Source organism: Rhodanobacter thiooxydans (assembly GCF_021545845.1).
Lineage (GTDB): Bacteria > Pseudomonadota > Gammaproteobacteria > Xanthomonadales > Rhodanobacteraceae > Rhodanobacter.
In genome coordinates, this window is the sequence record NZ_CP088923.1 from 3060992 (window position 1) to 3084924 (window position 23933).

The 23933-nt window shown below is 69.2% G+C and carries 26 protein-coding genes; 12 read left to right on the forward strand and 14 right to left on the reverse strand.

What is annotated here, in order from left to right:
- Positions 1-60: 60 nt before the first annotated feature.
- The 3 genes from LRK53_RS13890 to LRK53_RS13900 all read right to left on the reverse strand — a co-directional run bounded on the left by LRK53_RS13890 (position 61) and on the right by LRK53_RS13900 (position 1915).
- A complete protein-coding gene (locus tag LRK53_RS13890; protein WP_027493983.1) occupies positions 61-468 on the reverse strand; it encodes a lipoprotein in 408 nt (135 codons plus the stop codon).
- Between the two features lie 146 nt (positions 469-614).
- Positions 615-1211: a histone H1-like repetitive region-containing protein gene (locus LRK53_RS13895; protein ID WP_235642327.1), complete on the reverse strand. Its 597-nt coding sequence runs from the start codon at positions 1209-1211 to the stop codon at positions 615-617.
- 95 nt (positions 1212-1306) lie between these two features.
- Positions 1307-1915 carry a rhomboid family intramembrane serine protease gene (locus LRK53_RS13900; RefSeq protein ID WP_027493985.1) on the reverse strand — a complete coding sequence of 203 codons (609 nt, stop codon included), beginning with the start codon at positions 1913-1915 and terminating at the stop codon, positions 1307-1309.
- Between the two features lie 177 nt (positions 1916-2092).
- Here LRK53_RS13900 and LRK53_RS13905 point away from each other — a divergent pair, with 177 nt between their 5' ends.
- Positions 2093-2971, forward strand: a complete 879-nt coding sequence (locus LRK53_RS13905) for a PhzF family phenazine biosynthesis protein (RefSeq protein ID WP_027493986.1) — start codon at positions 2093-2095, stop codon at positions 2969-2971.
- Between the two features lie 81 nt (positions 2972-3052).
- Here the strand turns inward: LRK53_RS13905 and LRK53_RS13910 are convergent, their stop codons facing one another.
- Complete coding sequence (locus LRK53_RS13910; protein ID WP_235642328.1) at positions 3053-3937, reverse strand: NAD(P)-dependent oxidoreductase; 885 nt, start codon at positions 3935-3937, stop codon at positions 3053-3055.
- Between the two features lie 73 nt (positions 3938-4010).
- Complete coding sequence (locus LRK53_RS13915) at positions 4011-4979, reverse strand: BaiN/RdsA family NAD(P)/FAD-dependent oxidoreductase (RefSeq protein WP_235642329.1); 969 nt, start codon at positions 4977-4979, stop codon at positions 4011-4013.
- Between the two features lie 137 nt (positions 4980-5116).
- Between LRK53_RS13915 and LRK53_RS13920 the strand changes: the two genes are divergently transcribed.
- Positions 5117-5599, forward strand: a complete 483-nt coding sequence (locus LRK53_RS13920) for a YajQ family cyclic di-GMP-binding protein (protein ID WP_235642330.1) — start codon at positions 5117-5119, stop codon at positions 5597-5599.
- A gap of 190 nt (positions 5600-5789) precedes the next feature.
- Here LRK53_RS13920 and LRK53_RS13925 read toward each other — a convergent pair whose 3' ends face one another.
- Together LRK53_RS13925 and LRK53_RS13930 are read right to left on the reverse strand one after the other, a co-directional pair.
- Positions 5790-6443 carry an NrsF family protein gene (locus LRK53_RS13925; RefSeq protein WP_027493988.1) on the reverse strand — a complete coding sequence of 218 codons (654 nt, stop codon included), beginning with the start codon at positions 6441-6443 and terminating at the stop codon, positions 5790-5792.
- A 4-nt stretch (positions 6444-6447) separates the two neighbouring features.
- Positions 6448-7035 carry an RNA polymerase sigma factor gene (locus LRK53_RS13930; RefSeq protein ID WP_051257656.1) on the reverse strand — a complete coding sequence of 196 codons (588 nt, stop codon included), beginning with the start codon at positions 7033-7035 and terminating at the stop codon, positions 6448-6450.
- Positions 7036-7240: 205 nt separating this feature from the next.
- Here LRK53_RS13930 and LRK53_RS13935 point away from each other — a divergent pair, with 205 nt between their 5' ends.
- The gene (locus LRK53_RS13935; protein ID WP_235642331.1) at positions 7241-8962 is read left to right on the forward strand and encodes a cytochrome c biogenesis protein DipZ; all 1722 of its coding nucleotides are present in this window, start codon (positions 7241-7243) and stop codon (positions 8960-8962) included.
- A gap of 146 nt (positions 8963-9108) precedes the next feature.
- Positions 9109-9711, forward strand: a complete 603-nt coding sequence (gene msrB / locus LRK53_RS13940; protein ID WP_027493990.1) for a peptide-methionine (R)-S-oxide reductase MsrB — start codon at positions 9109-9111, stop codon at positions 9709-9711.
- A 13-nt stretch (positions 9712-9724) separates the two neighbouring features.
- Here msrB and LRK53_RS13945 read toward each other — a convergent pair whose 3' ends face one another.
- Positions 9725-10201, reverse strand: coding sequence for a hypothetical protein (locus tag LRK53_RS13945; RefSeq protein WP_027493991.1), 477 nt, complete (start codon positions 10199-10201; stop codon positions 9725-9727).
- Between the two features lie 84 nt (positions 10202-10285).
- Between LRK53_RS13945 and trxC the strand changes: the two genes are divergently transcribed.
- Positions 10286-10729 (forward strand): thioredoxin TrxC, encoded by a 444-nt coding sequence (gene trxC, locus LRK53_RS13950; protein WP_027493992.1) that lies wholly within the window; start codon positions 10286-10288, stop codon positions 10727-10729.
- On the opposite strand, the gene LRK53_RS13955 is transcribed toward trxC, so the two are convergent.
- A complete protein-coding gene (locus tag LRK53_RS13955; protein WP_027493993.1) occupies positions 10730-11629 on the reverse strand; it encodes a LysR substrate-binding domain-containing protein in 900 nt (299 codons plus the stop codon).
- Between the two features lie 91 nt (positions 11630-11720).
- Here LRK53_RS13955 and LRK53_RS13960 point away from each other — a divergent pair, with 91 nt between their 5' ends.
- From LRK53_RS13960 to LRK53_RS13970, 3 genes are all read left to right on the forward strand, one after another.
- Positions 11721-12317, forward strand: coding sequence for a LysE family translocator (locus LRK53_RS13960; RefSeq protein WP_027493994.1), 597 nt, complete (start codon positions 11721-11723; stop codon positions 12315-12317).
- 25 nt (positions 12318-12342) lie between these two features.
- The gene (locus tag LRK53_RS13965; protein WP_027493995.1) at positions 12343-12969 is read left to right on the forward strand and encodes an NADPH-dependent FMN reductase; all 627 of its coding nucleotides are present in this window, start codon (positions 12343-12345) and stop codon (positions 12967-12969) included.
- Between the two features lie 82 nt (positions 12970-13051).
- Positions 13052-14557, forward strand: a complete 1506-nt coding sequence (locus LRK53_RS13970) for a S10 family peptidase (protein ID WP_027493996.1) — start codon at positions 13052-13054, stop codon at positions 14555-14557.
- 120 nt (positions 14558-14677) lie between these two features.
- Here the strand turns inward: LRK53_RS13970 and egtD are convergent, their stop codons facing one another.
- Complete coding sequence (gene egtD / locus LRK53_RS13975; protein WP_027493997.1) at positions 14678-15664, reverse strand: L-histidine N(alpha)-methyltransferase; 987 nt, start codon at positions 15662-15664, stop codon at positions 14678-14680.
- Entirely contained in the window at positions 15661-16911 is a 1251-nt protein-coding gene (gene egtB, locus LRK53_RS13980; RefSeq protein WP_235642332.1) for an ergothioneine biosynthesis protein EgtB, read from the reverse strand. The genes egtD and egtB overlap by 4 nt, the downstream gene beginning before the upstream one ends.
- Positions 16912-17127: 216 nt before the next feature.
- Here egtB and LRK53_RS13985 point away from each other — a divergent pair, with 216 nt between their 5' ends.
- Together LRK53_RS13985 and LRK53_RS13990 are read left to right on the forward strand one after the other, a co-directional pair.
- Positions 17128-17574, forward strand: a complete 447-nt coding sequence (locus LRK53_RS13985) for a DUF6491 family protein (protein WP_027493998.1) — start codon at positions 17128-17130, stop codon at positions 17572-17574.
- Between the two features lie 121 nt (positions 17575-17695).
- Complete coding sequence (locus LRK53_RS13990; protein ID WP_027493999.1) at positions 17696-19015, forward strand: IS4 family transposase; 1320 nt, start codon at positions 17696-17698, stop codon at positions 19013-19015.
- 60 nt (positions 19016-19075) lie between these two features.
- Here LRK53_RS13990 and LRK53_RS13995 read toward each other — a convergent pair whose 3' ends face one another.
- From LRK53_RS13995 to LRK53_RS14005, 3 genes are all read right to left on the reverse strand, one after another.
- Positions 19076-19489 (reverse strand): hypothetical protein, encoded by a 414-nt coding sequence (locus tag LRK53_RS13995; RefSeq protein ID WP_027494000.1) that lies wholly within the window; start codon positions 19487-19489, stop codon positions 19076-19078.
- A gap of 62 nt (positions 19490-19551) precedes the next feature.
- Positions 19552-21738 (reverse strand): bifunctional 23S rRNA (guanine(2069)-N(7))-methyltransferase RlmK/23S rRNA (guanine(2445)-N(2))-methyltransferase RlmL, encoded by a 2187-nt coding sequence (gene rlmKL, locus LRK53_RS14000; protein ID WP_027494001.1) that lies wholly within the window; start codon positions 21736-21738, stop codon positions 19552-19554.
- On the reverse strand, positions 21735-22262 hold the full coding sequence (locus LRK53_RS14005; protein WP_027494002.1) for an alpha/beta hydrolase: 528 nt from the start codon (positions 22260-22262) through the stop codon (positions 21735-21737). Before LRK53_RS14005 ends, rlmKL begins: the two co-directional genes overlap by 4 nt.
- Before the next feature lie 90 nt (positions 22263-22352).
- Here LRK53_RS14005 and LRK53_RS14010 point away from each other — a divergent pair, with 90 nt between their 5' ends.
- Entirely contained in the window at positions 22353-22907 is a 555-nt protein-coding gene (locus tag LRK53_RS14010) for an N-acetylmuramoyl-L-alanine amidase (protein ID WP_027494003.1), read from the forward strand.
- A gap of 147 nt (positions 22908-23054) precedes the next feature.
- Positions 23055-23921, forward strand: coding sequence for an acyl-CoA thioesterase (locus LRK53_RS14015; RefSeq protein WP_027494004.1), 867 nt, complete (start codon positions 23055-23057; stop codon positions 23919-23921).
- The last annotated feature ends 12 nt before the right edge of the window (positions 23922-23933 follow it).

The window sequence follows — 23933 nt, forward strand, 5'->3', positions numbered from 1 at the left end:
CCTTGGAATACGGCGGCGCGGGGGGGCGAATCCGGGCATGCCCCGATACTGCCTCAACCCTCAGCGACGATCGCGGTCGTCGCGGTCGCGGCGGGCGTCGCGTCGCGGCGGGCGCTCGTCGCGATGGTCGCCGCGGTCATGGCCCTGCCACCGACCGGCGTGGCCGTGATAATCGCGGTAACCGCCGTAGTCGCGGTAGTGGTAGTCGCTGTCCCGGTAGCGCGGGGCGCCGTACCACACGCTGCCGACGCCCACGCTCACGCCGGGCGCATAGCAGCAACCGTAGTAACCGCCGTAATAGCCGTCGTAGTAGCCCGGCGTCGCGTAATAGGTGTTGCCGCCATCGCCATAGTAGGCATCGCCGCTGTAGCCGGAGCCACGCACATAGCTGTAGCCCGGGTCGTAATAGCAGCCCGACAGCGTCGCGGCGGCGACGCTCAGGACAACGCTGGCCAGCAGGCGTTTCATGATCGGTCTCCATCGGGAGTTGCGACTTCACGCTAGGCCGCTGCACTTGAACGCGCACTGAGTTGCAGCGCACCGTCCGCCGGCGTTTACCCGCCAGCCACGTATCGCCACCCGGCTTCGATTCAGGTCGGCGGAGCGGAGCCGACTCAGCCGTTGCGCTTGCTCTGTTCGCCCCGCTGGGGAGCCAGCACGCGCCTGTCGGCGCCTTCGCCGCCCACCGGACCGGCCAGCGGCGGCTGCAGTTCCGCCCGGCCTGGCCCCGGCTGGGACGGGTTGGCGTCCGGCCAGATCGGCGCCTGTCTTGCCCGTTCCTGCTTGACCGCAAGCAAGGCCTGGATCTTTGCCACGGCATCCTCCTGGCTGAGGTAGCGGGTTGCCGGCTCCGGCGCACGCTTGCGCGGGGCCGGCCCTTTCGCAGCAACGGCGGGTTGGCCAGCAGCCCTGGCCATGCGCGGTTTGGCCACCGACTTCGCCACGGGCTTTTTCGCCGCCGCCTTCTTCACGGCGACCTTGCGGACCGCCACTTTTTTCGTCGCCGGCTTCTTCGCGGTCTTCCCTGCCACCGCCTTGCCGGCGGCAGGCTTCCGCACTGGCGTCTTCTTCGCGGCAGCCTTCTTCGCGACGGTCTTCTTCACCGCGACCTTGCGCGGGGCGGACTTCTTCGCGACGGTCTTCCCGGCCGGCACTTTCCTGGCGATAGCTTTCTTTGCCGCGGATTTCTTCGCAGCCGACTTGCGGGTCATAGCCATGCGTTCGTTCTCCTGCGGTGGGCGATATAGCTGTGGCCAGTATGCACGCCCCGGCCGCGGCAGGCATTACGCAGCGCAAGAAGCGTTCATCATCGGAAGCTCGGATGCATCAGCGCGTCGAGGAAATGCGGCAGCACCCGCGGCTCCACCAGCAGGGTGAAGATCACGCCGTAGGCTGCGCCCCACAGGTGCGCGCTGTGGTTGACGTTGCCCTGCCCGCGCCGGTCCATGTAGATCGAGTAGCCGGTGTACAGCACGGCGTAGACGATCGCCGGCATCGGGATCACCAGCACGATGATGCGCGACCACGGCGCCAGCAGGATGAAGGCGAACAGCACCGCCGACACCGCGCCCGAGGCGCCGAGGCTGCGGTAGTTCGGGTTGCCGCGGTTCTTCAGGTAGGTCGGCAGGATCGAGACCACCAGGCCGCCGATGTAGAACAGCGCGAAACCGAACGGCCCCATGCGCGAGGCGAAGAAGCCCTCCATCACCCGGCCGAAGAAGAACAGCGTGATCATGTTGAACAGCAAGTGGCCGAAGTCCGCATGCACCAGGCCGTAGGTCACCAGGCGGTGGTACTCGCGCTGGCGGGCGATCGCCGGCGGCCACAGGATCAGGTCGTTCAGCAGGCGGCTGTTCTTGAACGCCATGAACGAGACGATGCAGGTGATGGCGATGATGGCCAGGGTGATCAGCATGGGCGGTTCCGCGTCCGGCAACAAAAGCGGACATCTTGGCGCCGTCGCCGCGGCTTGTCGACTTTCGCGCTTATGCATCTGCCGTCGCGCCATATTCCGGGAAATCACTGCCCGCACCCATGGCAGGCGGCTATCATTCGCCGCTTTACGCGGCCGTCCGGTCGCCCGGCGCATGCCATGACCTCACTTCGCTACCTGCATCTGGACGTCTTTACCGCCACCCAGGGCGGCGGCAACCACCTCGGCGTGGTACTCGGCGCGGACCGCTGGAGCGCCGCGGCGATGCAGCGCTTCGCGCGCTGGACGGCGTTGGTCGAGACCACCTTCCTGCTGCCGCCGACCGATCCGCGCGCCAGCTACCGCGTGCGCATCTTCACCCCGCACAAGGAGATTCCGTTCGCCGGCCACCCCAGCATCGGCAGCGCGCACGCCGCGCTCACCTGCGGCCTGGCCGAGCCGCGCGACGGCCTGCTGTGGCAGGAATGCGGTGCCGGCGTGCTGCCGATCCGCGTACTGGGCAACGGCGCCGGGCGCGAACTGCTGCTGCAGTCGCCCGGCGAGCGTGTACTGGATACCGGCCACGACGCCCACCCGCGGCTGGCGGCCACGCTGGCCGGCATCAAAGCGGGCGTGCTGCCGCCGGCGCTGGTCGACGGCGGCCGCCGCTGGTGGCTGGCCGAGCTGGCCGACGAAGCCAGCCTGCGCGCGTGGCAACCCGACCATGCGGCGATCGCCGCACTGGCCCACGCCAGCGACAGCATGGGCCTGTGCGCGTTCGCACGAAGCCGTCAGCCTGATTACCAGTTGGCAGTACGCGCATTCCCGGCGGGTGTGGGCATCGTCGAGGACCCCGCCTCCGGCGCCGCCAACGGTCTGATCGCCGCGTATATCGCCCATGCCGAACCGCACGGCCCGCTGGCCCGCGGCTACAAGGTCAGCCAGGGCCGCGAGATCGGCCACGACGCACAACTGATCGTGCACATCGACGACAACGCGATCTGGGTCGGCGGACGCAGCCATACGGTGATCGACGGCTCGCTGGCCTGGCAACCATAGCGCCACCGCCCGCCGCTCTGGGTCAGGCAGAAGCCGGCGGGCAATGCCCTCCCTACGAAACCACACGATCCAGATGCAGGGTCATTCGCGTTCGTCCAGATGTGCCCGGCGCGCGGCGACCAGCGCCAGCGCCGACCAGTCCAGTTCCGCATCGCCGGCAGCCAGCGCCTCCAGCATGGCGTCGCGCAGCACGCCGGCGAACGGCAGCGGTACGCGCTGCGCCTCCCCCGCTGCCAGCGCCAGCCCCACATCCTTGTAGCCCAGCGGCAATGCGAACCCGGCCGGCTTGAAGCGCTGCTCGGCGATCAGCTTGCCGTAGCCCTGATAGGCTGGCGCAGCGAACAGGGTACTGGTCATCACGTCGAGAAACTCCGCCGCGCTGACGCCGTGGGCGCGGGTCAGCGTGGTGGCTTCAGCCATGCTCTCGATCGCGGCGGCCAGCATGAAGTTGCCGGCGATCTTCGCCACGTTCGCGCGCTCCGGCGCCTCGCCCATTGGCCACAGTTTGCTGCCCATCGCCTCCAGCAAGGGCCGTACGCGTTCGATGGCGGCAGGCTTGCCGGCCACCAGGATGTTGAGCTTCGCCGCGGCGGCCAGGTCCGGGCGCCCGAACACCGGCGCGGCGACGTACTCCAGCCCGCGCCTGCCGTGTTGCGCGGCCAGCTCCTGCGCCAGTGCCACCGAGATGGTGGCGTGGTTGACGTGCACGGTGCCGCGATCCATCGCATCGAGCACACCGCCCTCAAGGAACACTTCGCGTACCGCCTGGTCGTTCGCCAGCATGCTGCACAGCACTTCGCCCTGCACGGCGCGGTCGGCCGTCTTCACCACCTTTGCGCCCAGCGAGGCCAGCGGCTCGGTGGCTGCCGCCGAGCGGTTCCACACCGTCAGCGTGTGGCCGGCCGCCAGCAGGTTGCTGGCCATCGCACTGCCCATCGCGCCGAGGCCGATGAATCCGACTTCCATGCAGGTGTCCTCATGCCGAAACCGGCGCCCAGTGAAACACGCGCGATATTCAGTCCGCGCGAAATCCGCCATATCACGCCACTGTTCCCGCCGCCTGCCCCGAGGCCCGCGCCCACTGGAAGTTGTAGCCGCCGAGCCAGCCGGTGACGTCGACCACCTCGCCGATGAAATACAGCCCCGGCACCCGCTTCGACTGCATGGTGCTGGAGGACAGCTCGTCGGTATCGACCCCGCCCAGGGTGACCTCGGCGGTGCGATAGCCCTCGGTGCCGCTGGCGGTGATCGGCCAGGCGCTGAGCTGCGTGCCGAGCTGCACCAGCTCGGCTTCGCGGTACTGACGCATCGGCCGATTGCCAAGCCACTGCTCGCACAGGCGTTGCGCCAGGCGCTTCGGCAGCACCTCGCCGAGCACGGTCTTCAGTTCCGCCAGCGGCCGTGCGGTGCATTGTTCGACCAGGTACGCGCCGATGTCGAGGTCCGGCAGCAGATCGATGCGCAGGTCGTCGCTCGGCTGCCAGTACGAGGAAATCTGCAGGATCGCCGGTCCGCTGAGGCCACGATGGGTGAACAGCAGGCCGGCGCGAAAGCCCTGCTTGCCGACCCGCGCCTCCACCGCAGGCAGCGCCACGCCGGCGAGGTCCTGGTAATGCTCCTGGTGTTTGCCGCTCAAGGTCAGCGGCACCAGTCCCGCGCGCGTGGGCAGCACGGCGTGGCCGAACTGGCGCGCCAGTTCGTAGCCGAAGCCGCTGGCGCCCATGCTGGGGATCGACAGGCCACCCGAGGCGACCACCAGCGACTCGGCATGCACCTCGCCGCGCGCGGTGAGCACGTTGAAGCCTTCCGGCGTCCTGCGCACACGCTGCACGCCGCAACTCGCCTCCACCGTCACGCCGGCCGCAGCGCACTCGTCCAGCAGCATGCGCACGATCTGCTTGGACGAGTCGTCGCAGAACAGCTGGCCCAGTCCATGGCCACGCCATTGCGCTTTTGTTCGCCATCCCGGCGAAGGCCGGAGGCGCTTTACAACAGCGCAGCTGGTCATCCAGTGCCTCGCAACCGGTACAGGCACTGGGTCCCGGCTTTCGCCGGAATAAAGGAAATGAAGGAAATGAAGGTCGTGCATTATCGCCCAGCCGCATCGCTTACACTCCGTTCTTCAGCTACCAGCGAGCCGCCGCCATGCCTTCCTTTGACGTGATTTCCGAAGTCGACAAGCACGAGCTGACCAACGCGGTCGACCAGGCCAACCGCGAACTGGGCAACCGCTTCGACTTCAAGGGCGTGGACGCGAGTTACGTGCTGGACGACGGCGTGATCACCCAGAGCGCACCCAGCGAATTCCAGCTGCAGCAGATGCTGGACATCCTGCGCGGACGGCTGACCGCGCGGAAGATCGACATCCGCGCGCTCGACGCGGGTGAGCCGGAAACCAACCTGGGTGGCTCGCGGCAGAAGATTACGGTCAAGCAGGGTATCGAGCAGCCGATCGCCAAGAAACTGGTGGCCGAACTGAAGGCGGCCAAGCTCAAGGTCGAGGCGCAGATCAACGGCGACAAGCTGCGCGTCAGCGGCAAGAAGCGCGACGACCTGCAACTGGCGATGGCCGTGCTGCGCAAGTCCGACGTGGAACTGCCGCTGCAGTTCGACAACTTCCGGGATTGAGCCGGAATTCGGGATACGGGCAAGCGTCACGCGTGCGCGAACCGCGTAGGGCGGGCACCGCCCGCCGGCTCTTGCCTTGCGACATTGCGACAAACTGATCCTTCGCCGTAGGAGCCCGCTGGCGGGCGATGCTCTTCGATACAACGAAAGGCATCGCCCGCCAGCGGGCTCCTACGGGCAGCGGCGGGATCTACGCTTTCGACAGCAATCGCCCGCCCATCGCGGCGTTGACGGCCACCACCACCGCCACCGCCAGCGCATGCGTCAGCAGGTCGGTAGCGGCCGAATCGTAGGCGTGGCAGATCTCCAGCAGGCTGGCCGAGGCAGCCGCGCTGGCCAGCCCGATCAGCACGGCCGTGAGCACCGGCCGCAGCGGGCAGGCACGGCGCAGCAGCACGATCAATAGCGCCGACAGCGGAATCGAGAAGCCGATGATGAAGAGCAGGCAGTCGGCACTCTGATGCAGGCCGGCAATCTGCGTCCCCGGCGCGATCCACGTGCGCAGGCAGCCGAGGCCGCTGGCGCCGATCCACAGCAGGGCACCGGGCAGCGGCAGCCATGCCCACGCCGCCCGCCGCCCGGGCACGCCCAGCGCGAATGCGGCCCACGCCGCGGTGACCGCAGTGATCGCCGCGCCGACGCCGGCCCAGGCCAGGTCCGGCGTGGCGGCCCAGCGCCGCAGCATCGGGCCTGCGCCGTAGTGCAACAGCAAGCCGGCCGCCAGCGCAGCCACCAACAGCAGCCAGCCGACGGTGCGCAGCCATGGCGGCAACAGCCGCCGCACCGGCACCAGCCCGGTACCGAGACGGTCGATCAGCGCCTCATGGGATGACGGCTCGGGCATCACGTCAGGGTTCTCCATGGAAACGTTCGCGCAGCGCTTTCAGCGCGCGATGCAGGTTCACTTTCAGCGCACCGGCGTTACGTCCGGTCAGCTCAGCCGCCTCGCTGAGCGAGCGCTCGCGCAGGCCCAGCTGTTCCACCGCCTCGCGCTGGCCCGGCGGCAGTTCGGCGATCGCCTCGTGCAGGCGCTGCGCGCGCTGGCTGCTCTCGGCAGCGGCACTGGCGTCGTCGCCGTCCGGGCACCGATCGAGCGCGTAGTCGTCGTGCAGTTCGCGGCTGTCGCGACGGCCACGGCGGCGCAGCGCGTCGATCGCGCGGCGGGTGGCGATCGCGCTTAGCCACGCATCGTACGAACGGGCCGGGTCGTAGGTATGGCGCACGCGGTGCACGGTGATCAGGGTCTCCTGCACCACGTCGTCCAGGCTGTCCGGCGCCACGCCCTGGCGTCGCGCGACGGCGCGGATCAGCGCCACCGAATCGGCCAGCAGTTTCTCGTAGGCACGCCGGTCGCCGGCCTGCGCCGCGGCCATCCACGCTGCCCGGCGCCGGTCGGGCGATGCGCTGTCGTTCACCGTGGCGACATCGGCTGGCATGCTCTGCTCGAGACTCGCCCGCAGGGAAAGTCCACTATCTAGACCCATGCCGGCGGTGGCGGTCAAGGCTTGCGACATGCTTCGCTCCACGGCGGAACGCCTGTGGGGTATTCGCCGCATCCGGCCACGGCGTTACTCCGTACCTGCAGGTAACCGCCGTCGGCACGCCGGCGAATAACCAGACAAGCTCCCGCGGATACCTCCCATGCTCGTGTTGATCCTCGCTTACCTCGGCGGCGTACTGACCATCCTCAGCCCGTGCATCCTGCCGGTGCTGCCATTCGTGTTCGCCCGCTCCGACCGGCCGTTCATGCGCAACGGTTTCCCGATGCTGCTGGGCATGGCGATCACCTTCGCCGCGGTCGCCACGCTGGCCGCGCTGGGCGGCAGCTGGGCGGTGCACGCGAACCAGTACGGCCGCTGGGTGGCGATGGCGGTGCTGGCCGTCCTCGGCCTCACCCTGCTGTCGACCCGGCTGGCCGAATGGATCACGCGGCCATTCGTGGCGCTGGGCAACCGGCTGTCGCAGCGTTCGGCCGCCGATGGCGACTCGATCTGGGGATCGGCCGGCCTCGGCGTGGCCACCGGCCTGCTATGGGCGCCGTGCGCGGGGCCGATCCTGGGCCTGCTGCTGACCGGTGCGGCGCTGAACGGCGCCAGCGTGCAGACCACCCTGCTGCTGCTCATCTACGCCGCCGGCGCGGCCACGTCGTTGGGCCTGGCACTGCTGATCGGCGGCCAGGTATTCGCGCTGATGAAGCGCTCGCTCGGCGCCGGCGAATGGGTGCGCCGCGCGCTCGGCGTGCTGGTGCTCGGTGGCGTCGCCGCGATCGCGCTGGGTCTGGATACCGGCGTGCTCACCCGCGTCTCGCTGGCCAGCACCGGCGGCATCGAGCAGAAGCTGATCAACGCCGTACGCCCGGCGCCCGCGCCGCGGCCGGCGCCGAAAGCCGGCGAGCCGCTGCCGGTGGAAGGCACGTTCCCGTCGCTGGCCGGCGCTACGCAGTGGTTGAACAGCCCCCCGCTCACCGCCGAGTCGCTGCGCGGCAAGGTGGTGCTGGTCGATTTCTGGACCTACTCCTGCATCAATTGCATCCGCGCACTGCCGTACGCACGTGGCTGGGCCGACAAGTACAAGGACCACGGCCTGGTGGTGATCGGCGTGCACGCACCGGAGTTCGCGTTCGAGAAGGACCCGGTCAACGTGGCGAAGGCGGTGAAGGACCTAGGCGTGGACTACCCCGTCGCGCTCGACAACGACTACGCGATCTGGAAAGGCTTCAACAACGAATACTGGCCGGCGCACTACTTCATCGACACGCAGGGGCAGATCCGCCACCACCACTTCGGCGAAGGCGAGTACCGGGAAAGCGAGGACGTGATCCGCCAGCTGCTGGCCGATGCCGGCCAGAACAACCTGCCCGGCGGCTACGTCAGCGACGACCATCGCGGCGTCGAAGCCGCCGCGTCGGACGACCTGACCCGCTCGCCGGAAACCTACGTCGGCTACGCCCGCACGATGAACTTCGTCGGCGGTCGGGTGGCGCGCGATGAAACGCACGACTATCGCGCGCCCGCCTCGCTGGCCGCCAACCAGTGGTCGCTCGACGGCCGCTGGACCGTGCGCGACGAGAACGCGCAGCTGGACCGGGCCGGCGGCGCCATCGTCTACCGCTTCCGCGGCCGCGACCTGCACCTGGTGCTCGGCCCCGCCAGCGACGGCAAGCCCATCCGCTACCGCGTCAGCATCGACGGCCAGCCGCCCGGCGCCGACCACGGCATGGACACCGACGCCGAGGGCAACGGCACGGTCACCGGCCAACGCCTGTACCAGCTGGTGCGCCAAGCCGGCGGCAGCGGCGAGCGGCTGTTCGAGATCACCTTCCTCGACCCCGGCGTGCAGGCGTACGCCTTCACCTTCGGCTGACCGGCTCTCGTAGGAGCCCGCTCGCGGGCGATGCTCTCGCGAATCCTGAATCCTGAATCCCGAATCCCGAATCCCGAATCCCGAATCCCGGTGGAAAGCATCGCCCGCGAGCGGGCTCCTACAAAGCAACATCCACGGAGGTTGCCATGCCACGCATTGACGAAACCCTCGCGATGGACCGCCGCCGCTTCCTGCGCGCCGTACTCGGCGGCGGTGCATTGCTGGCCATCGGCGGCGGATGGCTGCTGCCGCGCCTGCTGGCGGCGGCGAACACGCCGGTCGGCAAGCCCGGCGAGGTGTTGCTGGAAATCTTCGACGACGCCGGCCGCGACCTCGGCGCGCGCCAGGTGGCGAAGCTGGTGCTCAGCGACGCGCAATGGCGGCAGCGGCTGGCGGCGGCATCGTACGAAATCATGCGCCGCGACGGCACCGAACGCGCGTTCAGCGGCGAGCACGAACGGCCCGCCGTGCCCGGCCTGTTCCGCTGCATCGCCTGCGCCACCGCGCTGTACGACGCCGCCACCGAGTTCGACTCCGGCACCGGCTGGCCCAGCTTCTGGCAGCCGATCGCCGCCCGCAACGTGATCGAGCGCCACGACAGCATGTTCGGCATGGACCGCATCGCGATCAGCTGCGCCGGCTGCGACAGCCACCTCGGCCACGTCTTCGACGACGGCCCGCAGCCGACCGGCCTGCGCTACTGCATGAACTCGGTGGCGCTGCGTTTCGTGCCGCACACGGCGGCCTGACCGCGCAAGCGGCTCAGCGACCCTCCCGCGACCACGGCCACCAGCCGCGGCCCGTGCGTGCATAGCGGTCGGCTGCGCGCTCGAACGGATTGCGCACGCTGATGCCGCCGCACAGCAGGTACAGCGGCAGGAACAGCGGACCGAGCAGCATGTACTGGTAGACGTGGGCGCGCTCATGGTCAGCCAGCGATACCGGCGGCTCGATGCAGCGGCCGGCGCGATGCGCGTAGGTGAGGCACGGCACGTCCAGCCGCTCGCCGGTGTGTACGATCACGTTGCCCAGGGTCAGCGCCCCGCCGCGCCCCCACGGCCAGCGCCGCACCACCAGCGCCAGCTCGCGCCGCCGCCAGCGCAGCCGCGCGCCGAAGGGAAGGCCGGCCAGGCCCAGCAGCAGGCCGGGCAGGCTGTTCGGCAACGTCCACAACATGCCCAGCGCAAGCAGGCTCCGCTGCGGCCAGCGTGAAGCGGATGTGTCGGGGCGTTGCGGCATGTCGGCTCGGCTTGGTTTCGGCAAAGGGCGCCGCCATCTTGTCGGCGTTGGCGCTTGGCGCCTGACCTGTTACCGGAGTCTGCCATGAGTACACCACTGGCCATCCCCTGCCCGCATTGCGGCGCGCTGAACCGCGTGCCGGCCGAACGCGTGGGCGAACATCCGAACTGCGGCCGCTGCAAGCAGCCACTGTTCGAGGGACATCCGGTGGAATTGACCACGGCAAACTTCGACGCGATCGCCGGTCGCGGCGACCTGCCGGTGCTGGTGGATTTCTGGGCGCCATGGTGCGGGCCGTGCGTCGGCTTCGCGCCGGTGTTCGTGCAGGCCGCCGGCAAGTTCGAACCACGCCTGCGGCTGGCCAAGCTGGATACCGAGGCGCAGCCGCAACTGGCCGGGCGCTTCGGCATCCGCAGCATCCCCACGCTGATCATGTTCAAGCAGGGCCGCGAGATCGCGCGGCAATCCGGCGCACTGAACGCGGCGCAGCTCACGCAGTTTGTCGAGAGTGCGCTGGCGCGCGGCTGATCAGCGCGCTCCGGCGCCGGCCGCCTGCCAGCGCAGCCAGTCGATCACCGCGGCCACCGCCGCGCGCGGTTTCGCCGGCGGCCGCACGATCCAGTATGACGGCCCCAGCGGCACGTCGAGGTCGCTGAACAGGCGCAGCAGGCTGCCGTTCGCCACGTCGTCCGCGGCCAGCCGATGGCGTGCCAGTGCCACGCCCTGGCCCTGCATCGCCGCGCGCAGCACCAGATCGGACGAGGTGTAGCGCGCGCCGCCCTGCAGCGAAAGCTTTGCCGGCCCGTGCGCCTGCCGCCACAGCTCCCACGCCGCCTGCGGATCGCGGTCGTGCAGCAGGCGCAGGTCGGCCAGTTGCGCCGGCTTCGACGGACGCCCGGATGCCTGCCACAGTGCCGGACTCATCACCGGATACAGCGCGTCATCCATCAGCGGCTCGGCGTGCAGCTCCGGCCACAGTCCGTTGCCCATGCGGATCGCCAGGTCGATGCGTCCGTCGTCCAGCGCGTCCAGCCGCTGCTCCACCTGCACCGACAGCTCGATCTTCGGGTGCGCCTTCTCCAGCGCGGGCAACCGCGGCAGCAGCCAGCGGATCGCGAACGACGGCGAGGTGGACAAGGTCACCGCATGCGCCGGGCGGGTCTCGCGCAACGCCGCCACCGCCTGTTCGATCTCGCGCAGGCCGGACAGTGTGGCGCGACCCAGCGCGTCGCCCTGTGGGGTGAAAACCAGCGGGCCGCGCCCGGCCGCCGCGCGCAGCAGCGGTACGCCCAGCCAGCGATCCAGCTCGCCCAGGTGCCTGCTCACCGAGGAGTGCGCCATGCCCAGCTCGCGCGCGGCGGCGCGCACGCCACCATGCGCGTAGACCATGGCGAACGCGCGCAGGGCATTCAGCGGCAGCTCGTTCATGGTCGGAATTCTAGACCATAAGCTATGCGGCACAGACCACTTAGCCGCTTGAACATGCACTTTATTCGACCATTGCCGATGAGAAACCTGCATGGATTCGCTGCTCACCGCGTGCGGCCTGCTCTTGGTGGCCGCGATCACGCCCGGCCCGAACAACCTGGTGGTGCTGCGCGCGGCGGGGCACGCCGGCCTGCGCGGCGCGCTGCCGGCGATCGCCGGCATCGTGTGCGGCGGCCTGCTGCTGCTCGCGGTGACGGCGCTGGGCGCGGGCGCGATGTTAGCAGCGCACCCGCCGCTGCGGCGCTGGACCGGCGCGATCGGCGCGCTGTACCTGGCCTGGCTCGGGTTGTCGCTGTGTGTGGCCGGCATGGCCCCACGACACGCCGCCGCGACGTCGGCGGCCTTGCCGGCCGGCACCCTGGGCTTGATCGGCTTCCAGTTCCTCAACCCGAAAAGCTGGGTGATCGTGCTGACCGTGCTGGCGACAGTGCCGGCCACCAGCCTGCGTGATTACCTGCCGCTGGCCGGACTGTTCGTGCTGATCCCCATCCTGTGCCTGCTGCTGTGGGCTGCGCTGGGCGCGTGGCTGGCCCGCTGGCTGGTGCGTCCTGCGGTGCGCCGCGGCGTCGACGTCGTGATGGGCGTCCTGCTGGTCGCCTGCGCCTTGCTGCTGCTGATCGAACCCTGACGCCTTGCTCACCGGAGACACCGAGATGACCACGTTCCACCCGACTCCCGCCCGCCGCGTGCTGTGCCTTGCCGGCAGCCTGCGCCGCGATTCCTGGAACCGCCGCCTGCTGCAGGCGGCCGTGGCCCAGGCACCGGCGACGCTGCAACTGGACGTCTACGACGCGCTGACTGCCGTGCCGCTGTTCGACGAAGACCTGGAGCAGCACGACCCGGCCGGCCCCGCCGGCGTGCAGGCGCTGCGCGCGGCGGTCGCCGCCGCGGACGGCCTCGTCATCGCCACGCCCGAGTACAACCACTCCATGCCTGGCGTGCTGAAGAACGCGCTGGACTGGCTCTCGCGCGAAAGCCCTGCCGGCGACGTGCTGGCGGAAAAACCCGTGGCCGTGCTCGGCGCCAGCAGCGGCCCGTGGGGCACACGCCTGGCGCAGGCCTCGCTGCGCCAGGTGCTGCACACCTGCTGCGCGCTGGTGATGCCAGCGCCGACCCTGTTCGTGGCGAACGCGGCCAGCCGCTTCGACGCCGATGGCGCACTGGCCGACCTGGCTACCGTGCAGTCGCTGCAGGACTTTCTGCTGGCGTTTGAGCGCTGGATGGCACGCGTGGCGCCGCCGCGCGCCAGGCCGGAACCGGTCGCAGCGGCGCGGTGCTGAACGCGCTCACCCATGCCTTTATGCACGCCTCCGCCGCCGCGGCGCCGGTTATGCTGGCCGCTTTCGTCCGCGAGGAAACGTCGTGCGCCAATCCCTGCCCTCCGTGCTGCTGGCCGCCTTCGTGCTGGCCGGTTCAAGCGTCGCCCCAGCCTTCGCCGCCGACAGCCACAAGCCGGCGGCAGCGGAGGCAAGCAGCAGCGATGGCTTCCAGCTGCCGCCGCTGCCGGCCGATGCGCACGTGACGCAATCGGCCACGGTGGACGGCAAGACGCTCAAGTACACGGTCACCGTCGGCTCGCTGCCGGTGCGCGACGAGAAGGGCAAGACCACCGGCGAAGTGGTGTTCACCGCCTACACCATGACTGGCAAGGACCGCCCGGTGACGTTCGCGCTGAATGGCGGCCCAGGCGCCGCGTCGGTGTACTTGAACCTCGGTGCGATCGGGCCGAAGAAGGTGAACTTCGGCGTCGAGGGCGACAGCCCGTCCGACCCGGCCACGCTGCACGACAACCCCGGCACCTGGCTGGGCTTCACCGACCTGGTGTTCATCGACCCCGTCGGCACCGGCTACAGCCGCGCGCTGATCGACGACAAGGAAGCCGCCAAGCAGTTCTACAGCACCGACAACGACATCAAGTACCTGTCGCGCATCGTCTACGACTGGCTGGTCAAGAACGGTCGCATGGGTTCGCGCAAGTACCTGGTCGGCGAGAGCTACGGCGGCTTCCGCGGCCCGCGCATCACCGAGTACCTGCAGACCCGGCTCGGCGTGGCGATGAAGGGCGTGGTGCTGCTGTCGCCCTACCTCGACCCGGCGGCCTACCACGACGAGAACGTGTCGCCGCTGCCGTGGATGCTCACCCTGCCCTCGATCGCCGCGGCGCACCTGGAGCGCGAGCACAAGCTTAGCGCCGAAGCGATGGCGCCGATCGTCGAATACACCCGCGGCGAATACGCCAGCGACCTGATGCGCGGCCGTTCCGACCCGCAAGCCACCGAACGCGTGGTGAAGAAGGTCACCGAGCTGACCGGGCTCGACCCGCTGTTCGTGAAGCGCTCCGGCGGCCGCATCGAGACCCAGGCCTACCTGCGCGAGGTGTACCGCGCCGAAGGCAAGCTGGGCAGCCGTTACGACTCCAACGTCACCGCCTGGGACCCGTTTCCCTACGCGCCGCACCAGCAAACCGGCGACCCGATCCTCAACGGCATCATCGCGCCCACCACCAGCGCGATGGTCGACTTCGTCACCCGCGTCGTGGGCTGGAAATACGACGGCCGCTACAACGCGCTCAGCTACGAGGTGAACAAGCTGTGGCACGAAGACGAGGACGCCGATAAGGGGTCGGTGTCGCAGCTGCGCGAGGCGGTCGCCAACGACCCGGGCCTGCGCGTGCTGATCACGCACGGCTGGGACGACCTGTCCTGCCCGTTCATGGCCTCGGTGCTGATCGTCGACCAGATGCCGGCGATGGGCGACCCGATCCGCGTGCAGGTGAAGAACTATCCCGGCGGCCACATGTTCTACGCGCGGGCCGACAGCCAGGCCGCGCTGACCGCCGACGTGAGGGCGTTGTACGGCATCCACTGATGACGTGCGTCTCTCCGGCTTCGCACGGCGGACACTGTCCGCCGCTGCTGCGTCACGGAATCGAAAGCCGGCGGGCGGTGCCCGCCCTACACAAGGAAGCGGCAGCAAGCGGTCGCGGCGTCACACCGACATGCCGGCGCGCACCAGGTACTGCACGCTGAACATCCTTTGCGGGTCGGTCCACACTTGCTGCACGGCCAGCCCGGCGCGGCCGGCCAGCGCGGCGAAGTCCTCCGGCGAATATTTGCAGCTGTACTCGACCTGGATCGCCTCGTCGGCGCGGAACGGCACGTTGACCCGGCCGACTTTGACCTGCTGTTCGCGGCGGCTGACCAGGTGCGTCTCGATGCGACCGGCCATCGGGTTGTAGTGCGCGCGGTGGGCGAACGCGGACAGCTCGAAGTTGCTGCCGATCTCGCGGTTCAGCCGCGCCAGCATGTTCAGGGTGAACTCGGCGGTGACGCCGGCGCGGTCGTTGTAGGCCGCCTCGATCAGCGCCGGATCCTTCTTCAGGTCCACCCCGATCAGGATGCCACCGGCATCGCCCATCTCGTTGCGCATCTTGCGCAGCAGCACGGCGGCTTCGCGGTTCTCGAAATTGCCGATGGTGGAACCGGGGAAGTACAGCACGGTGCGCCGCGGCGCGCGCGGCGGAATCGGCAGCCGCAGCGGCTTGCTGAAATCCGCGCACAACGGCTGCAGCGGCAGCTGCGGGAACGCCGTCGCCAGCCGCTCGACGCTCTGCCGCAGCGGCTCGGGCGAAATCTCCACCGGCACGTAGGCCACCGGCGCATGCAGGTGCTGCAGCAGCATGCGGGTCTTGTGCGCATTGCCGCTGCCGTATTCGACCAGCCGCACGCCGCTGCCCAGCGCGTCGGCAATCTCGGCAGCATGCTCGTCCATCAGCGCGATCTCGCAGCGCGTGAGGTAATACTCCGGCTGCTCGCAGATGCGCTCGAACAACGCCGAGCCGCGCTCGTCGTAGAACAGCCACGACGGCAGCCGCTTGGGGCGGGCGCCGAGGCCGCGCTGGACGACTTCCAGCAGATCGCTCGAAGGCGGGCGACGGTCGTCGTCGCTGAGGCCAAAGGGTTGCACACTGCTCATCGGTCCTGTCCCAATCGCAGCCCGGCGAATTGCCACCGGGCCTGGGGTGGAAAGAAATTGCGGTAGGTGGCGCGGATGTGATCGCGCGGGGTGGCGCAGGAACCGCCGCGCAACACCCACTGGCCGCACATGAACTTGCCGTTGTACTCGCCCAGCGAACCGGGCAGCGGGCGGAAGCCCGGGTAGCCGATGTAGGGCGAGGCGGTCCATTCCCACACGTCGCCGTAAAGCTGCTGCAGGCCGCTGCCGACGCCGGCCGCACGCGGCTGGAAGCGCTGCGCGTCCTGCAGGTTGCCGTCGATCGTGACGCCCTGCGCCGCCGACTCCCACTCCGCCTCGGTAGGCAGCCGCGCGCCGGCCCAGTGCGCAAACGCCTCGGCTTCGTAATAGCTGAGGTGGCACACCGGCTCGTACGGGTCGAGCGCACGCACGCCGGCCAGGGTGAACTCGCTGGCCAGGTCGTCCTGCCAGTAGAGCGGATGCTGCCAGCCCTCGCGCTGCAGCGTGGCCCAGCCGTCGGACAGCCACAGGCCGGGTTCGCGGTAGCCGCCTTCGCGCACGAAGGCCAGGTACTCGGCATTGGTCACCAGTCGGTTGGCCAGCGCGTGCGGCTGCAGCAGGGTGCGGTGGCGCGGGGTCTCGTTGTCGAACGCGAAACCCTCGCCGCGATGGCCGATCTCGGCGATGCCCTCGCGGCCCGCGACGAACTGCAGCGGCACCGCCTTGGCGTCCGCCGGCGCGGCGATCGGCGCGCGATACGCCGGCTGCAGCGGATTGCACCAGAACGCATGCTTGATGTCGGTCAGCAGCAGCTCCTGGTGCTGCTGCTCATGCTGCAGACCCAGCTCGACCAGCCCGGGCGCCTCCGCGTCGTCGCCGCGGTCGAGCAGCTCGGCCACGGCGTCGTCGATGCGGCGACGGTAATCGCGCACCTCGTCCAGCGACGGCCGCGACAGCAGGCCGCGCTGCGGCCGCGCATGCATCGGGCCAACCGACTGGTAGTAGGAATTGAACAGGTAATGCCAGGCCGGATCGCGCGGCCGGTACGCCGGGTCGCGGCCCAGCACGAACTGCTCGAAGAACCAGCTGGTATGCGCCAGGTGCCACTTGCCGGGACTGGCGTCGGGCATCGACTGCAGTTGCAGGTCCTCGGCGCTGAGGCCGGCACAGAGTTCAAGCGTTCGCTGCCGCAACTGCAGGAATCGGGCGGCGATGCCTGCAACGGCGCACGTGTGCCCGGTCGTCATGGGGACTTGCCGCCGGTGGCCATCGGAGTGGCCGCATGAGCTGGGGTGCCGGATGCTGGAGTGCTGCGATGCATGACCGCCAGCATGCCGCCTCAACCGTTCACTTATCGTGATACCCAGGTGGCAGATACTTTGCAGCCGCCCTGCCGGATACCGGCATGCAACCGCGCCACCGCATCACGGCACGCACGCATACGAACGGACGAGGTAACGCCGATGAAAACGCCCCTCCCCTCCCTGCTGCTCGCGCTCGTTGCCGGCAGCGGTGCCGCGTACGCTGCCGAGGCGGTGCCGGCGCGCTCGCCGCTGCCGGCCGCCGACTGCATCGACACCACGCAGATCAACGAGTGGCATATCGTCGACGCCCGCACCGCCATCGTGCGCACCGGCCCGAAACGCTACCTGGTGACATTGCAGAACGATTGTCCGCGCCTGGGTACGCCGCCGCCAGGGCTGATCTTCCGGGCCAACCCGTCCAACACCGTCGTCAATCGCGGCCGCATCTGCGGCGAAGTGGGCGAGACCGTGCATTCGCGCTACCAGCCGCCGTGCGCGATTCAGTCGGTCCGCAAGATCGACAAGGCGCGCTTCGACCAGCTCGGCGCGCACGCGCTGCACCACGGCAGCGGCGCGGAACTACCCACGCGCATGCCCGCACATTGAGCGCCAAGCCGGCATGGCCGTGAAAACGGAAAGGCCCGGCATGGCCTAATGCCAGTCAGTTAAGGTATTGACGCGACGGGAACGACCCAAGAGGCTCATGGTTTTCCATGAGCCTCTTGCTTTGACCACCACTCTGCAAGCCCAACTCGATGCGGTAGGCGAGCTGTCGGCGGAGGCGTTCGATCGCTTCAGTCAGCTCATTCCGGCCGCCTGGATCGAGCAGGCCCTGCAAGCGACCGGTACCGCGTCCCTGCGCCGTCGTCGCCTGCCCGCCGAGCGACTGATCTGGCTGGTCATCGGGCTGGCGCTGTTTCGCAACGAACCGATCTGGCACATCGTGCGTCAGTTGGGCTTGGCGTTGGGTACTGAGGCGCAAGTCGTGCCCGTACCGAGTGCGGCTGCCCAAGGGCGGCAGCGCCTGGGCGAAGCACCACTGGCGCACTTGTTCGACCAGATCAGCCGTGCGTGGTGCACCACGCCGCTGCCGGCCGCCGGCCGCTTCCAGGGACTTCGCCTGTTGGCGGTCGATGGCGTGGTGTGGTCGACGCCCGATACCGCCGGGCATCGCGAGGTCTTCGGTGGCGGGCGCTCGCAGCATGGCGACGGGAGTTGGCCGCAGGTGCGCGCCGTGTGCCTGATGGAGGTCCATACGCACCTGATCCGGGCCGCCGCTTTCGGGGCGTACACCACCGGCGAGCTCAGCTATGCCCAGAACCTGATGGCCGCGGCCCCCGATGAGTCGCTGACGATCTTCGATCGCGCCTACTACTCGGCCGCCTTCCTGCTGGCGTGGCAGCGCGCGGGAAAGCAGCGGCACTGGTTGATGCGGGCCAAGTCCTCGTTACGTTACGAGGTGCTCCACCCGCTCGGGGAAGGCGATGCGTGGGTGCGCCTGCCGGTCTCGCCGCAGGCGCGCCGCCAGCATCCGGAGCTGCCGGCATTCTGGGAAGCCCGGTTGATCGTCTGCTCGTCCGGCCGGCGCTATCTGACCTCACTGGCCGATCCGGCCCGCTATCCGGCCGAGCAGGTGGCCACGTGCTATCGCGAACGCTGGGAGATCGAACTGGGCTTCCGGGATATCAAGCAGGGCATGCAAGCCAACGACACCGTCTTGCGCAGCAAGCGGCCGGAACTGGTGCGACAGGAAATCTGGGGCCTGCTGATTGCCTACAACCTGCTGCGCTGGGAAATGCACCAAACTGCCGATGCACTGGGCGTGCCGCCGGCCCGGCTCAGCTTCCAGGGCTTCACGCGCGCCATCGTCGCGGAGCTGCGCCATGCCCCGCTGGAAACCCCCGGCGCCTTTCCCAAACGGCTGGCCCGGCTCCGACAACAAGCCCGCGTCTACCTGTTGCCGCCGCGACGACGACGATCTTGCCCCCGTGAAGTCAAACGGCGACCCCACAAGTACCCCACGAAAAACGCCAGTCAGCTTAACTGACTGGCATTACGGCATGGCCGGGCCTTTCGCGGTCACACGCTGCCGACGCGGTCGCCGGGCTCAATCGTCGTCGTCATCGTCGTAGCCATCGTCGCGGATGTAGCGCACCCGGTACGGGTCGTCGTACACCACCGTGCGCTCGACCACACGACGACGCACCACCGGGGCATCCTCGTAGATCACCGTGCGCGGCGGGCCGTACACCACCGGTGCCTCGTAGTACACCGGCGCCGGGCGCAGCGCATCGCTGACCAGGCCCGCCACTGCGCCGGTGACGATGGCGCCGGCGATCCAGTGGTCGCCGCTCCAGTGCCCGCCATGGCCGTAGTAACCACCGTGGTAACCGTGGTAGTCACCACCCCAGCCGTGACCACCATGGTCGTGCGCCGACGCGCCCAGTGGCACCGCCACAGCCACTGCAACCGCCAGGCCGATGGCCGCCAGCCTGCCCGTCCTGCCGATGCTCTTGGTCATGATCGTTCTCCGTTGTACGGGGCGGATGCTCATCCGATCACGCTTAATCTGCACTGAAGGGTTCACGTTTTCGGGCGTGCGTTTTCCCAGGGATTGATCCCCGTCACGGCCTGGCGCCGGCGCAGCAGCCAGCAGCCGTGGATGTCGCCCCGGCGGGCGAAGTCGAACGGGATGCTGGGCGCGCTCCAGTCCTCGATCTCGAAGTGCGCCTGCAGCGCTTCCCGGTCGAGCTTGAAGCGGCGGAAATTGTTGGAGAACACGATCACGCCGTCGCGGGTCAGCCGCTCGTTGCAGGCTTCCAGCAGGGCCACATGGTCGCGTTGCACGTCGAAATCCTCGGCGCGCTTGGAGTTCGAGAAGGTCGGCGGGTCGACGTACACCAGCCCGTAATGGCCGCGGTCGCGCTGCAGGAATTCCATGGCGTCGAACTGCATCAGCCGGTGGCGCGCACCGCTGAAGTCGTTCAGCACGAGGTTGCGCGAAGCCCATTCGAGATAAGTCGCCGACAGGTCCACGCTGGTGGTCTCCAGCGCGCCGCCAGCTGCGGCGTATACGCTGGCGGTAGCGGTGTAGGCGAACAGGTTGAGGAAGCACTTGCCGCGCGCCAGCTCGCGCAGCTTGGCGCGCACCAGGCGATGATCGAGGAACAGGCCGGTATCCAGATAGTCGGTGAGGTTGACCAGGAACTTCAGGCCGCCCTCCTCCACTTCGATGAACTCGCCGCGCTGGTCGAACTGGCCGTACTTGGAGCCGCCCTTGCCGCGCTCGCGGGTTTTCAGCACGATGCGCTCGCGCGGCACGCCGAACACCTCGCCGGCGACGCGGGCAATCTCGCGCAGGCGCAGCCGCGCCATGTCGGCCGGCACGTCGGCGGGCGCGCGGTATTCCTGGATATGCAGGTGCTCGTCGCCACGCGTGTCGCCGTAGACGTCGATCGCGGCGGCGTACTCGGGCAGGTCCTGGTCGTAGGCACGCCAGCAATGGATGGCTTCGCGGGCCAGCCGCTTGCGCAGGTGCCTGGCGTTCTTTTCCAGCCGGTTCTTCAGCATCTGTGCGCCGGCGGACAGCGGCTTGGCTTCGCGCGGCGGTTGCTCGCGCGTTTTCAGGTCGAAGGTCAGCAGCACGGTTTCCAGCGCGCCGTTGTACAGCGCGTAGCGCTTGTCCGCATGCAGCTGCATCGCGCGACCCAGTTCCACATCCCCGGCCAGCACCGCGGCGCGCCAGCCGACGAAGCGCTGGCGCAGGGTGTCGCCCAATGCGCGGTACAGCTTCGGCATCTCGGCGCGATCGCCGAGGCGCTCGCCGTACGGCGGGTTGGTGATGACCAGGCCGTGGTCGATGCCCGGCGGCGGCGCGGCATGCGCCATGTCCTGCCGGTCCAGGGTGAAGAAGCCGGCCACGCCCGCCTGCTGCGCATTGCGCTTGGCCGTCTGCACCATGCGCGGGTCGGCGTCGCTGCCGAAGAAGCAGGGGCGCAGCGCACGCAGGCCGGCTTCGGCGCGCTGCTGCGCCTCGTCCAGCAGGCTGCGCCACAGCGCGATATCGTGCTGCTGCCAGCCGAGGAAGCCGAAGTATTCGCGGCGCAAGCCGGGCGCCACGTCGGCCGCCATCAACGCGCCTTCGATCAGCAGCGTGCCGGAACCGCACATCGGGTCGAGCAGCGCTCCGCCGGCGGCGTACACCTCGGGCCAATGCGCGCGCAGCAGCATCGCGCTGGCGAGGTTTTCCTTCAGCGGCGCCTCGCCCTGCTCCTCGCGCCAACCGCGCCGGTGCAGCGGCGAGCCGGCCAGATCCAGCGACACGATCGCGCGGTCGCGGCGCAGGCGCAGGTTGATGCGGATGTCCGGCTCCTCGGTGTCGATGCCGGGGCGCGAGCCGTCGCGCTGGCGGAACTGGTCCACCACGGCATCCTTCACGCGCAGGCCGATGAACTGGCTGTGGGTCAGCTTGCTCAATGCGGTGCCGGCGTCCACCGCGAAGGTGGCGTGCGCGGCCAGATGTTCACTCCAGTCGATCGCCTGCACGCCGCGGTACAGTGCCTCGTCGTCGGCGGCGTCGAACTCGGCCAGCGGCAGCAGGATGCGGCTGGCCAGGCGCGACCACAGGCAGGCCCGGTATGCGGTTTCCAGCGTGCCGGCGAAGTGCGCGCCGGCCAGCGCCTCGCGCACGTCGAGCGCACCCAGTGCAGCCAGCTCGTCGCGCAGCAGGTATTCCATGCCTTTCGGGCAGGTGGCGAAGTACTGACTCATGCGGCCGCCGCCCGTTGGTCGAGCATGCCGCGGAACTGCGCCGCGATCATGCCCATGCTGGAACCCAGCCGGTGGTCGTCGTCCAGCACCAGCAGCGGCAGGCGGCGCTTCGCGGCGAACGCGTGCACGCCGGCCAGCGGGCAGATCTCGTCGCGCCAGCCGTGGATCAGCAGCGCGGGCACGTCCTCGCGCAAGTCGAACTTGCGTGCGTAGCCGGGGATTTCGCTGGGCGTGGCCAGCAGCAGCAAACCGGCCACTGGCACATCCAGCGAGACCAGCCCGGAGACGAAAGCACCCATGCTGGAGCCGACCAGCAGCGGCGGAGCATCCTGCGCCTCGATGGTGGCGCGCAGGCGAGCGACCCGCGGCGCCACCGAACCGGCAAAGCCGCGTGCGTCGTCGGCGCGGTAGTCCGGCCGCTGCGTGCGCCAGCCCAGCGATTCGGCCAGAGTGGCCAGCGCGCTGACCTTGGTGGCGTCCGGCCCGGAATCCGAGCCGTGCGAAAGAATGATCTGGCCGCGCATGGCGGTCTCCGTGGAAAGTGCCGAAAGCCGAGGCGTGCATGGTAACAGGCAGCGTTTTCGCCCCCGCCCGCCGCATGCGAGACTTGGCCGATGCCATTGACCATCCACGACCAGCCGTTGCCCTACGTCGACCTGTTGCCGGAACGTCCGGCCGCAGCGGTCGAGCTGGTGGTGATCCACTGCACCGAGCTGCCGGACCTGGCCACCGCGCGCGAATACGGCGAACGCGCGCTGCACGCCAGCGGTACCGGCAACAGCGGCCACTATTACGTCGACCGCGACGGCGCGGTGTATCGCTACGTACCCGGCACCCGCATCGCCCATCACGTGCGCGGGCACAATCCGAATTCCATTGGCATCGAGCTGGTGAACGCGGGCCGCTATCCCGACTGGTTCGACTCGCGCCGCCAGACCATGACCGAGCCCTACCCCGCCGCGCAGATCGACGCGTTGCTCGCCCTGCTGGCGCAGTTGCGCGCGGAGTTCCCGCACCTGCGCCGGATCGCCGGCCACGAGGAGCTGGACACCGATCTGATGCCCGCCAGCGACGATCCTGCGCGACAGATCCGCCGCAAGCTCGACCCCGGCCCGCGCTTTCCATGGGATGCCATCGTGCCCGCCAGCGGCCTCGAGCGGCTGCGCTAGACGCGCCCTGCGCGCCCGCTGCGCAGGTGGCGATGCCCGTCGCCCCGTTCGGTGATCGCCAGACTCGACCACGCCCCGCCACACACTTCGCCATGCCCGGACGCAGGCCGCCGCCGCTATACTGGCACCCTTTTGCAGGGATCCGCCATGAGCGAAGACCACGTCGCCGAACTGGTCCAGCTGCTTCGCCTGGAGCGACTGGAAGACAACCTGTTCCGCGGCCAGAGCCGCGACATCGGCACGCGCTTCGTGTTCGGCGGCCAGGTGCTGGGGCAGGCGCTGTCGGCGGCGCAGCAGACCGTCGACCCCTCGCGCGAGGCGCATTCGCTGCATGCCTACTTCCTGCGTGCCGGCGACATCGAGGCGCCGATCATCTACAGCGTGGAACGCACCCGCGACGGCGGTACGTTCTCCTCGCGCCGGGTGGTGGCGATCCAGCACGGCCAGCCGATCCTGAACGGCTCGATCTCGTTCCAGGCGCCCGAGCCGGGCGTGGAACACCAGATCAGCATGCCCGAGGTGCCCGCGCCGGAAGACATCGAGCCGCTGCATCCGCTGCCGCCCGACGAGCTGGTGCGGCTGCCGGTGAAGCTGCAACGCTGGCTTGGCATTGACGGCCCGTTCGAGTTCCGCCAGGTGTGGCCACGCGACGAGATGCACCCGGTCAAGCGCCCGCCGATCCAGCACATTTGGTTCCGGCTCACCTCGCCGATCGACGACGCGGCGATCCTGCACCGCGCGCTGCTGGCCTATGCTTCCGATTTCCACCTGATCGGCACCGCTACCCTGCCGCACGGCATCTCCTACATGACCCACAACGTGCAGATGGCCAGCCTCGACCACGCGCTGTGGTTCCACCGTCCGGTCCGCGTCGACGAATGGCTGCTGTACTCGTTCGATAGTCCCACCGCGCAGGGCGCGCGCGGCCTGGCGCGCGGGCAGATCTTCAGCCGCGACGGTCGCCTGGTGGCTTCCTCCGCGCAGGAAGGGCTGATCCGCGTGCGCGGCGACTGAGTAGAATCGCCG

Coding starts and splice junctions, on each gene's coding strand:
- LRK53_RS13890 (WP_027493983.1), bottom strand. CDS start 468: ATGAAACGCCTGCTGGCCAGCGTTGTCCTGAGCGTCGCCGCCGCGACG.
- LRK53_RS13895 (WP_235642327.1), bottom strand. CDS start 1,211: ATGACCCGCAAGTCGGCTGCGAAGAAATCCGCGGCAAAGAAAGCTATC.
- LRK53_RS13900 (WP_027493985.1), bottom strand. CDS start 1,915: ATGCTGATCACCCTGGCCATCATCGCCATCACCTGCATCGTCTCGTTC.
- LRK53_RS13905 (WP_027493986.1), top strand. CDS start 2,093: ATGACCTCACTTCGCTACCTGCATCTGGACGTCTTTACCGCCACCCAG.
- LRK53_RS13910 (WP_235642328.1), bottom strand. CDS start 3,937: ATGGAAGTCGGATTCATCGGCCTCGGCGCGATGGGCAGTGCGATGGCC.
- LRK53_RS13915 (WP_235642329.1), bottom strand. CDS start 4,979: ATGACCAGCTGCGCTGTTGTAAAGCGCCTCCGGCCTTCGCCGGGATGG.
- LRK53_RS13920 (WP_235642330.1), top strand. CDS start 5,117: ATGCCTTCCTTTGACGTGATTTCCGAAGTCGACAAGCACGAGCTGACC.
- LRK53_RS13925 (WP_027493988.1), bottom strand. CDS start 6,443: ATGCCCGAGCCGTCATCCCATGAGGCGCTGATCGACCGTCTCGGTACC.
- LRK53_RS13930 (WP_051257656.1), bottom strand. CDS start 7,035: ATGCCAGCCGATGTCGCCACGGTGAACGACAGCGCATCGCCCGACCGG.
- LRK53_RS13935 (WP_235642331.1), top strand. CDS start 7,241: ATGCTCGTGTTGATCCTCGCTTACCTCGGCGGCGTACTGACCATCCTC.
- msrB (WP_027493990.1), top strand. CDS start 9,109: ATGCCACGCATTGACGAAACCCTCGCGATGGACCGCCGCCGCTTCCTG.
- LRK53_RS13945 (WP_027493991.1), bottom strand. CDS start 10,201: ATGCCGCAACGCCCCGACACATCCGCTTCACGCTGGCCGCAGCGGAGC.
- trxC (WP_027493992.1), top strand. CDS start 10,286: ATGAGTACACCACTGGCCATCCCCTGCCCGCATTGCGGCGCGCTGAAC.
- LRK53_RS13955 (WP_027493993.1), bottom strand. CDS start 11,629: ATGAACGAGCTGCCGCTGAATGCCCTGCGCGCGTTCGCCATGGTCTAC.
- LRK53_RS13960 (WP_027493994.1), top strand. CDS start 11,721: ATGGATTCGCTGCTCACCGCGTGCGGCCTGCTCTTGGTGGCCGCGATC.
- LRK53_RS13965 (WP_027493995.1), top strand. CDS start 12,343: ATGACCACGTTCCACCCGACTCCCGCCCGCCGCGTGCTGTGCCTTGCC.
- egtD (WP_027493997.1), bottom strand. CDS start 15,664: ATGAGCAGTGTGCAACCCTTTGGCCTCAGCGACGACGACCGTCGCCCG.
- egtB (WP_235642332.1), bottom strand. CDS start 16,911: ATGACGACCGGGCACACGTGCGCCGTTGCAGGCATCGCCGCCCGATTC.
- LRK53_RS13985 (WP_027493998.1), top strand. CDS start 17,128: ATGAAAACGCCCCTCCCCTCCCTGCTGCTCGCGCTCGTTGCCGGCAGC.
- LRK53_RS13995 (WP_027494000.1), bottom strand. CDS start 19,489: ATGACCAAGAGCATCGGCAGGACGGGCAGGCTGGCGGCCATCGGCCTG.
- rlmKL (WP_027494001.1), bottom strand. CDS start 21,738: ATGAGTCAGTACTTCGCCACCTGCCCGAAAGGCATGGAATACCTGCTG.
- LRK53_RS14005 (WP_027494002.1), bottom strand. CDS start 22,262: ATGCGCGGCCAGATCATTCTTTCGCACGGCTCGGATTCCGGGCCGGAC.
- LRK53_RS14010 (WP_027494003.1), top strand. CDS start 22,353: ATGCCATTGACCATCCACGACCAGCCGTTGCCCTACGTCGACCTGTTG.
- LRK53_RS14015 (WP_027494004.1), top strand. CDS start 23,055: ATGAGCGAAGACCACGTCGCCGAACTGGTCCAGCTGCTTCGCCTGGAG.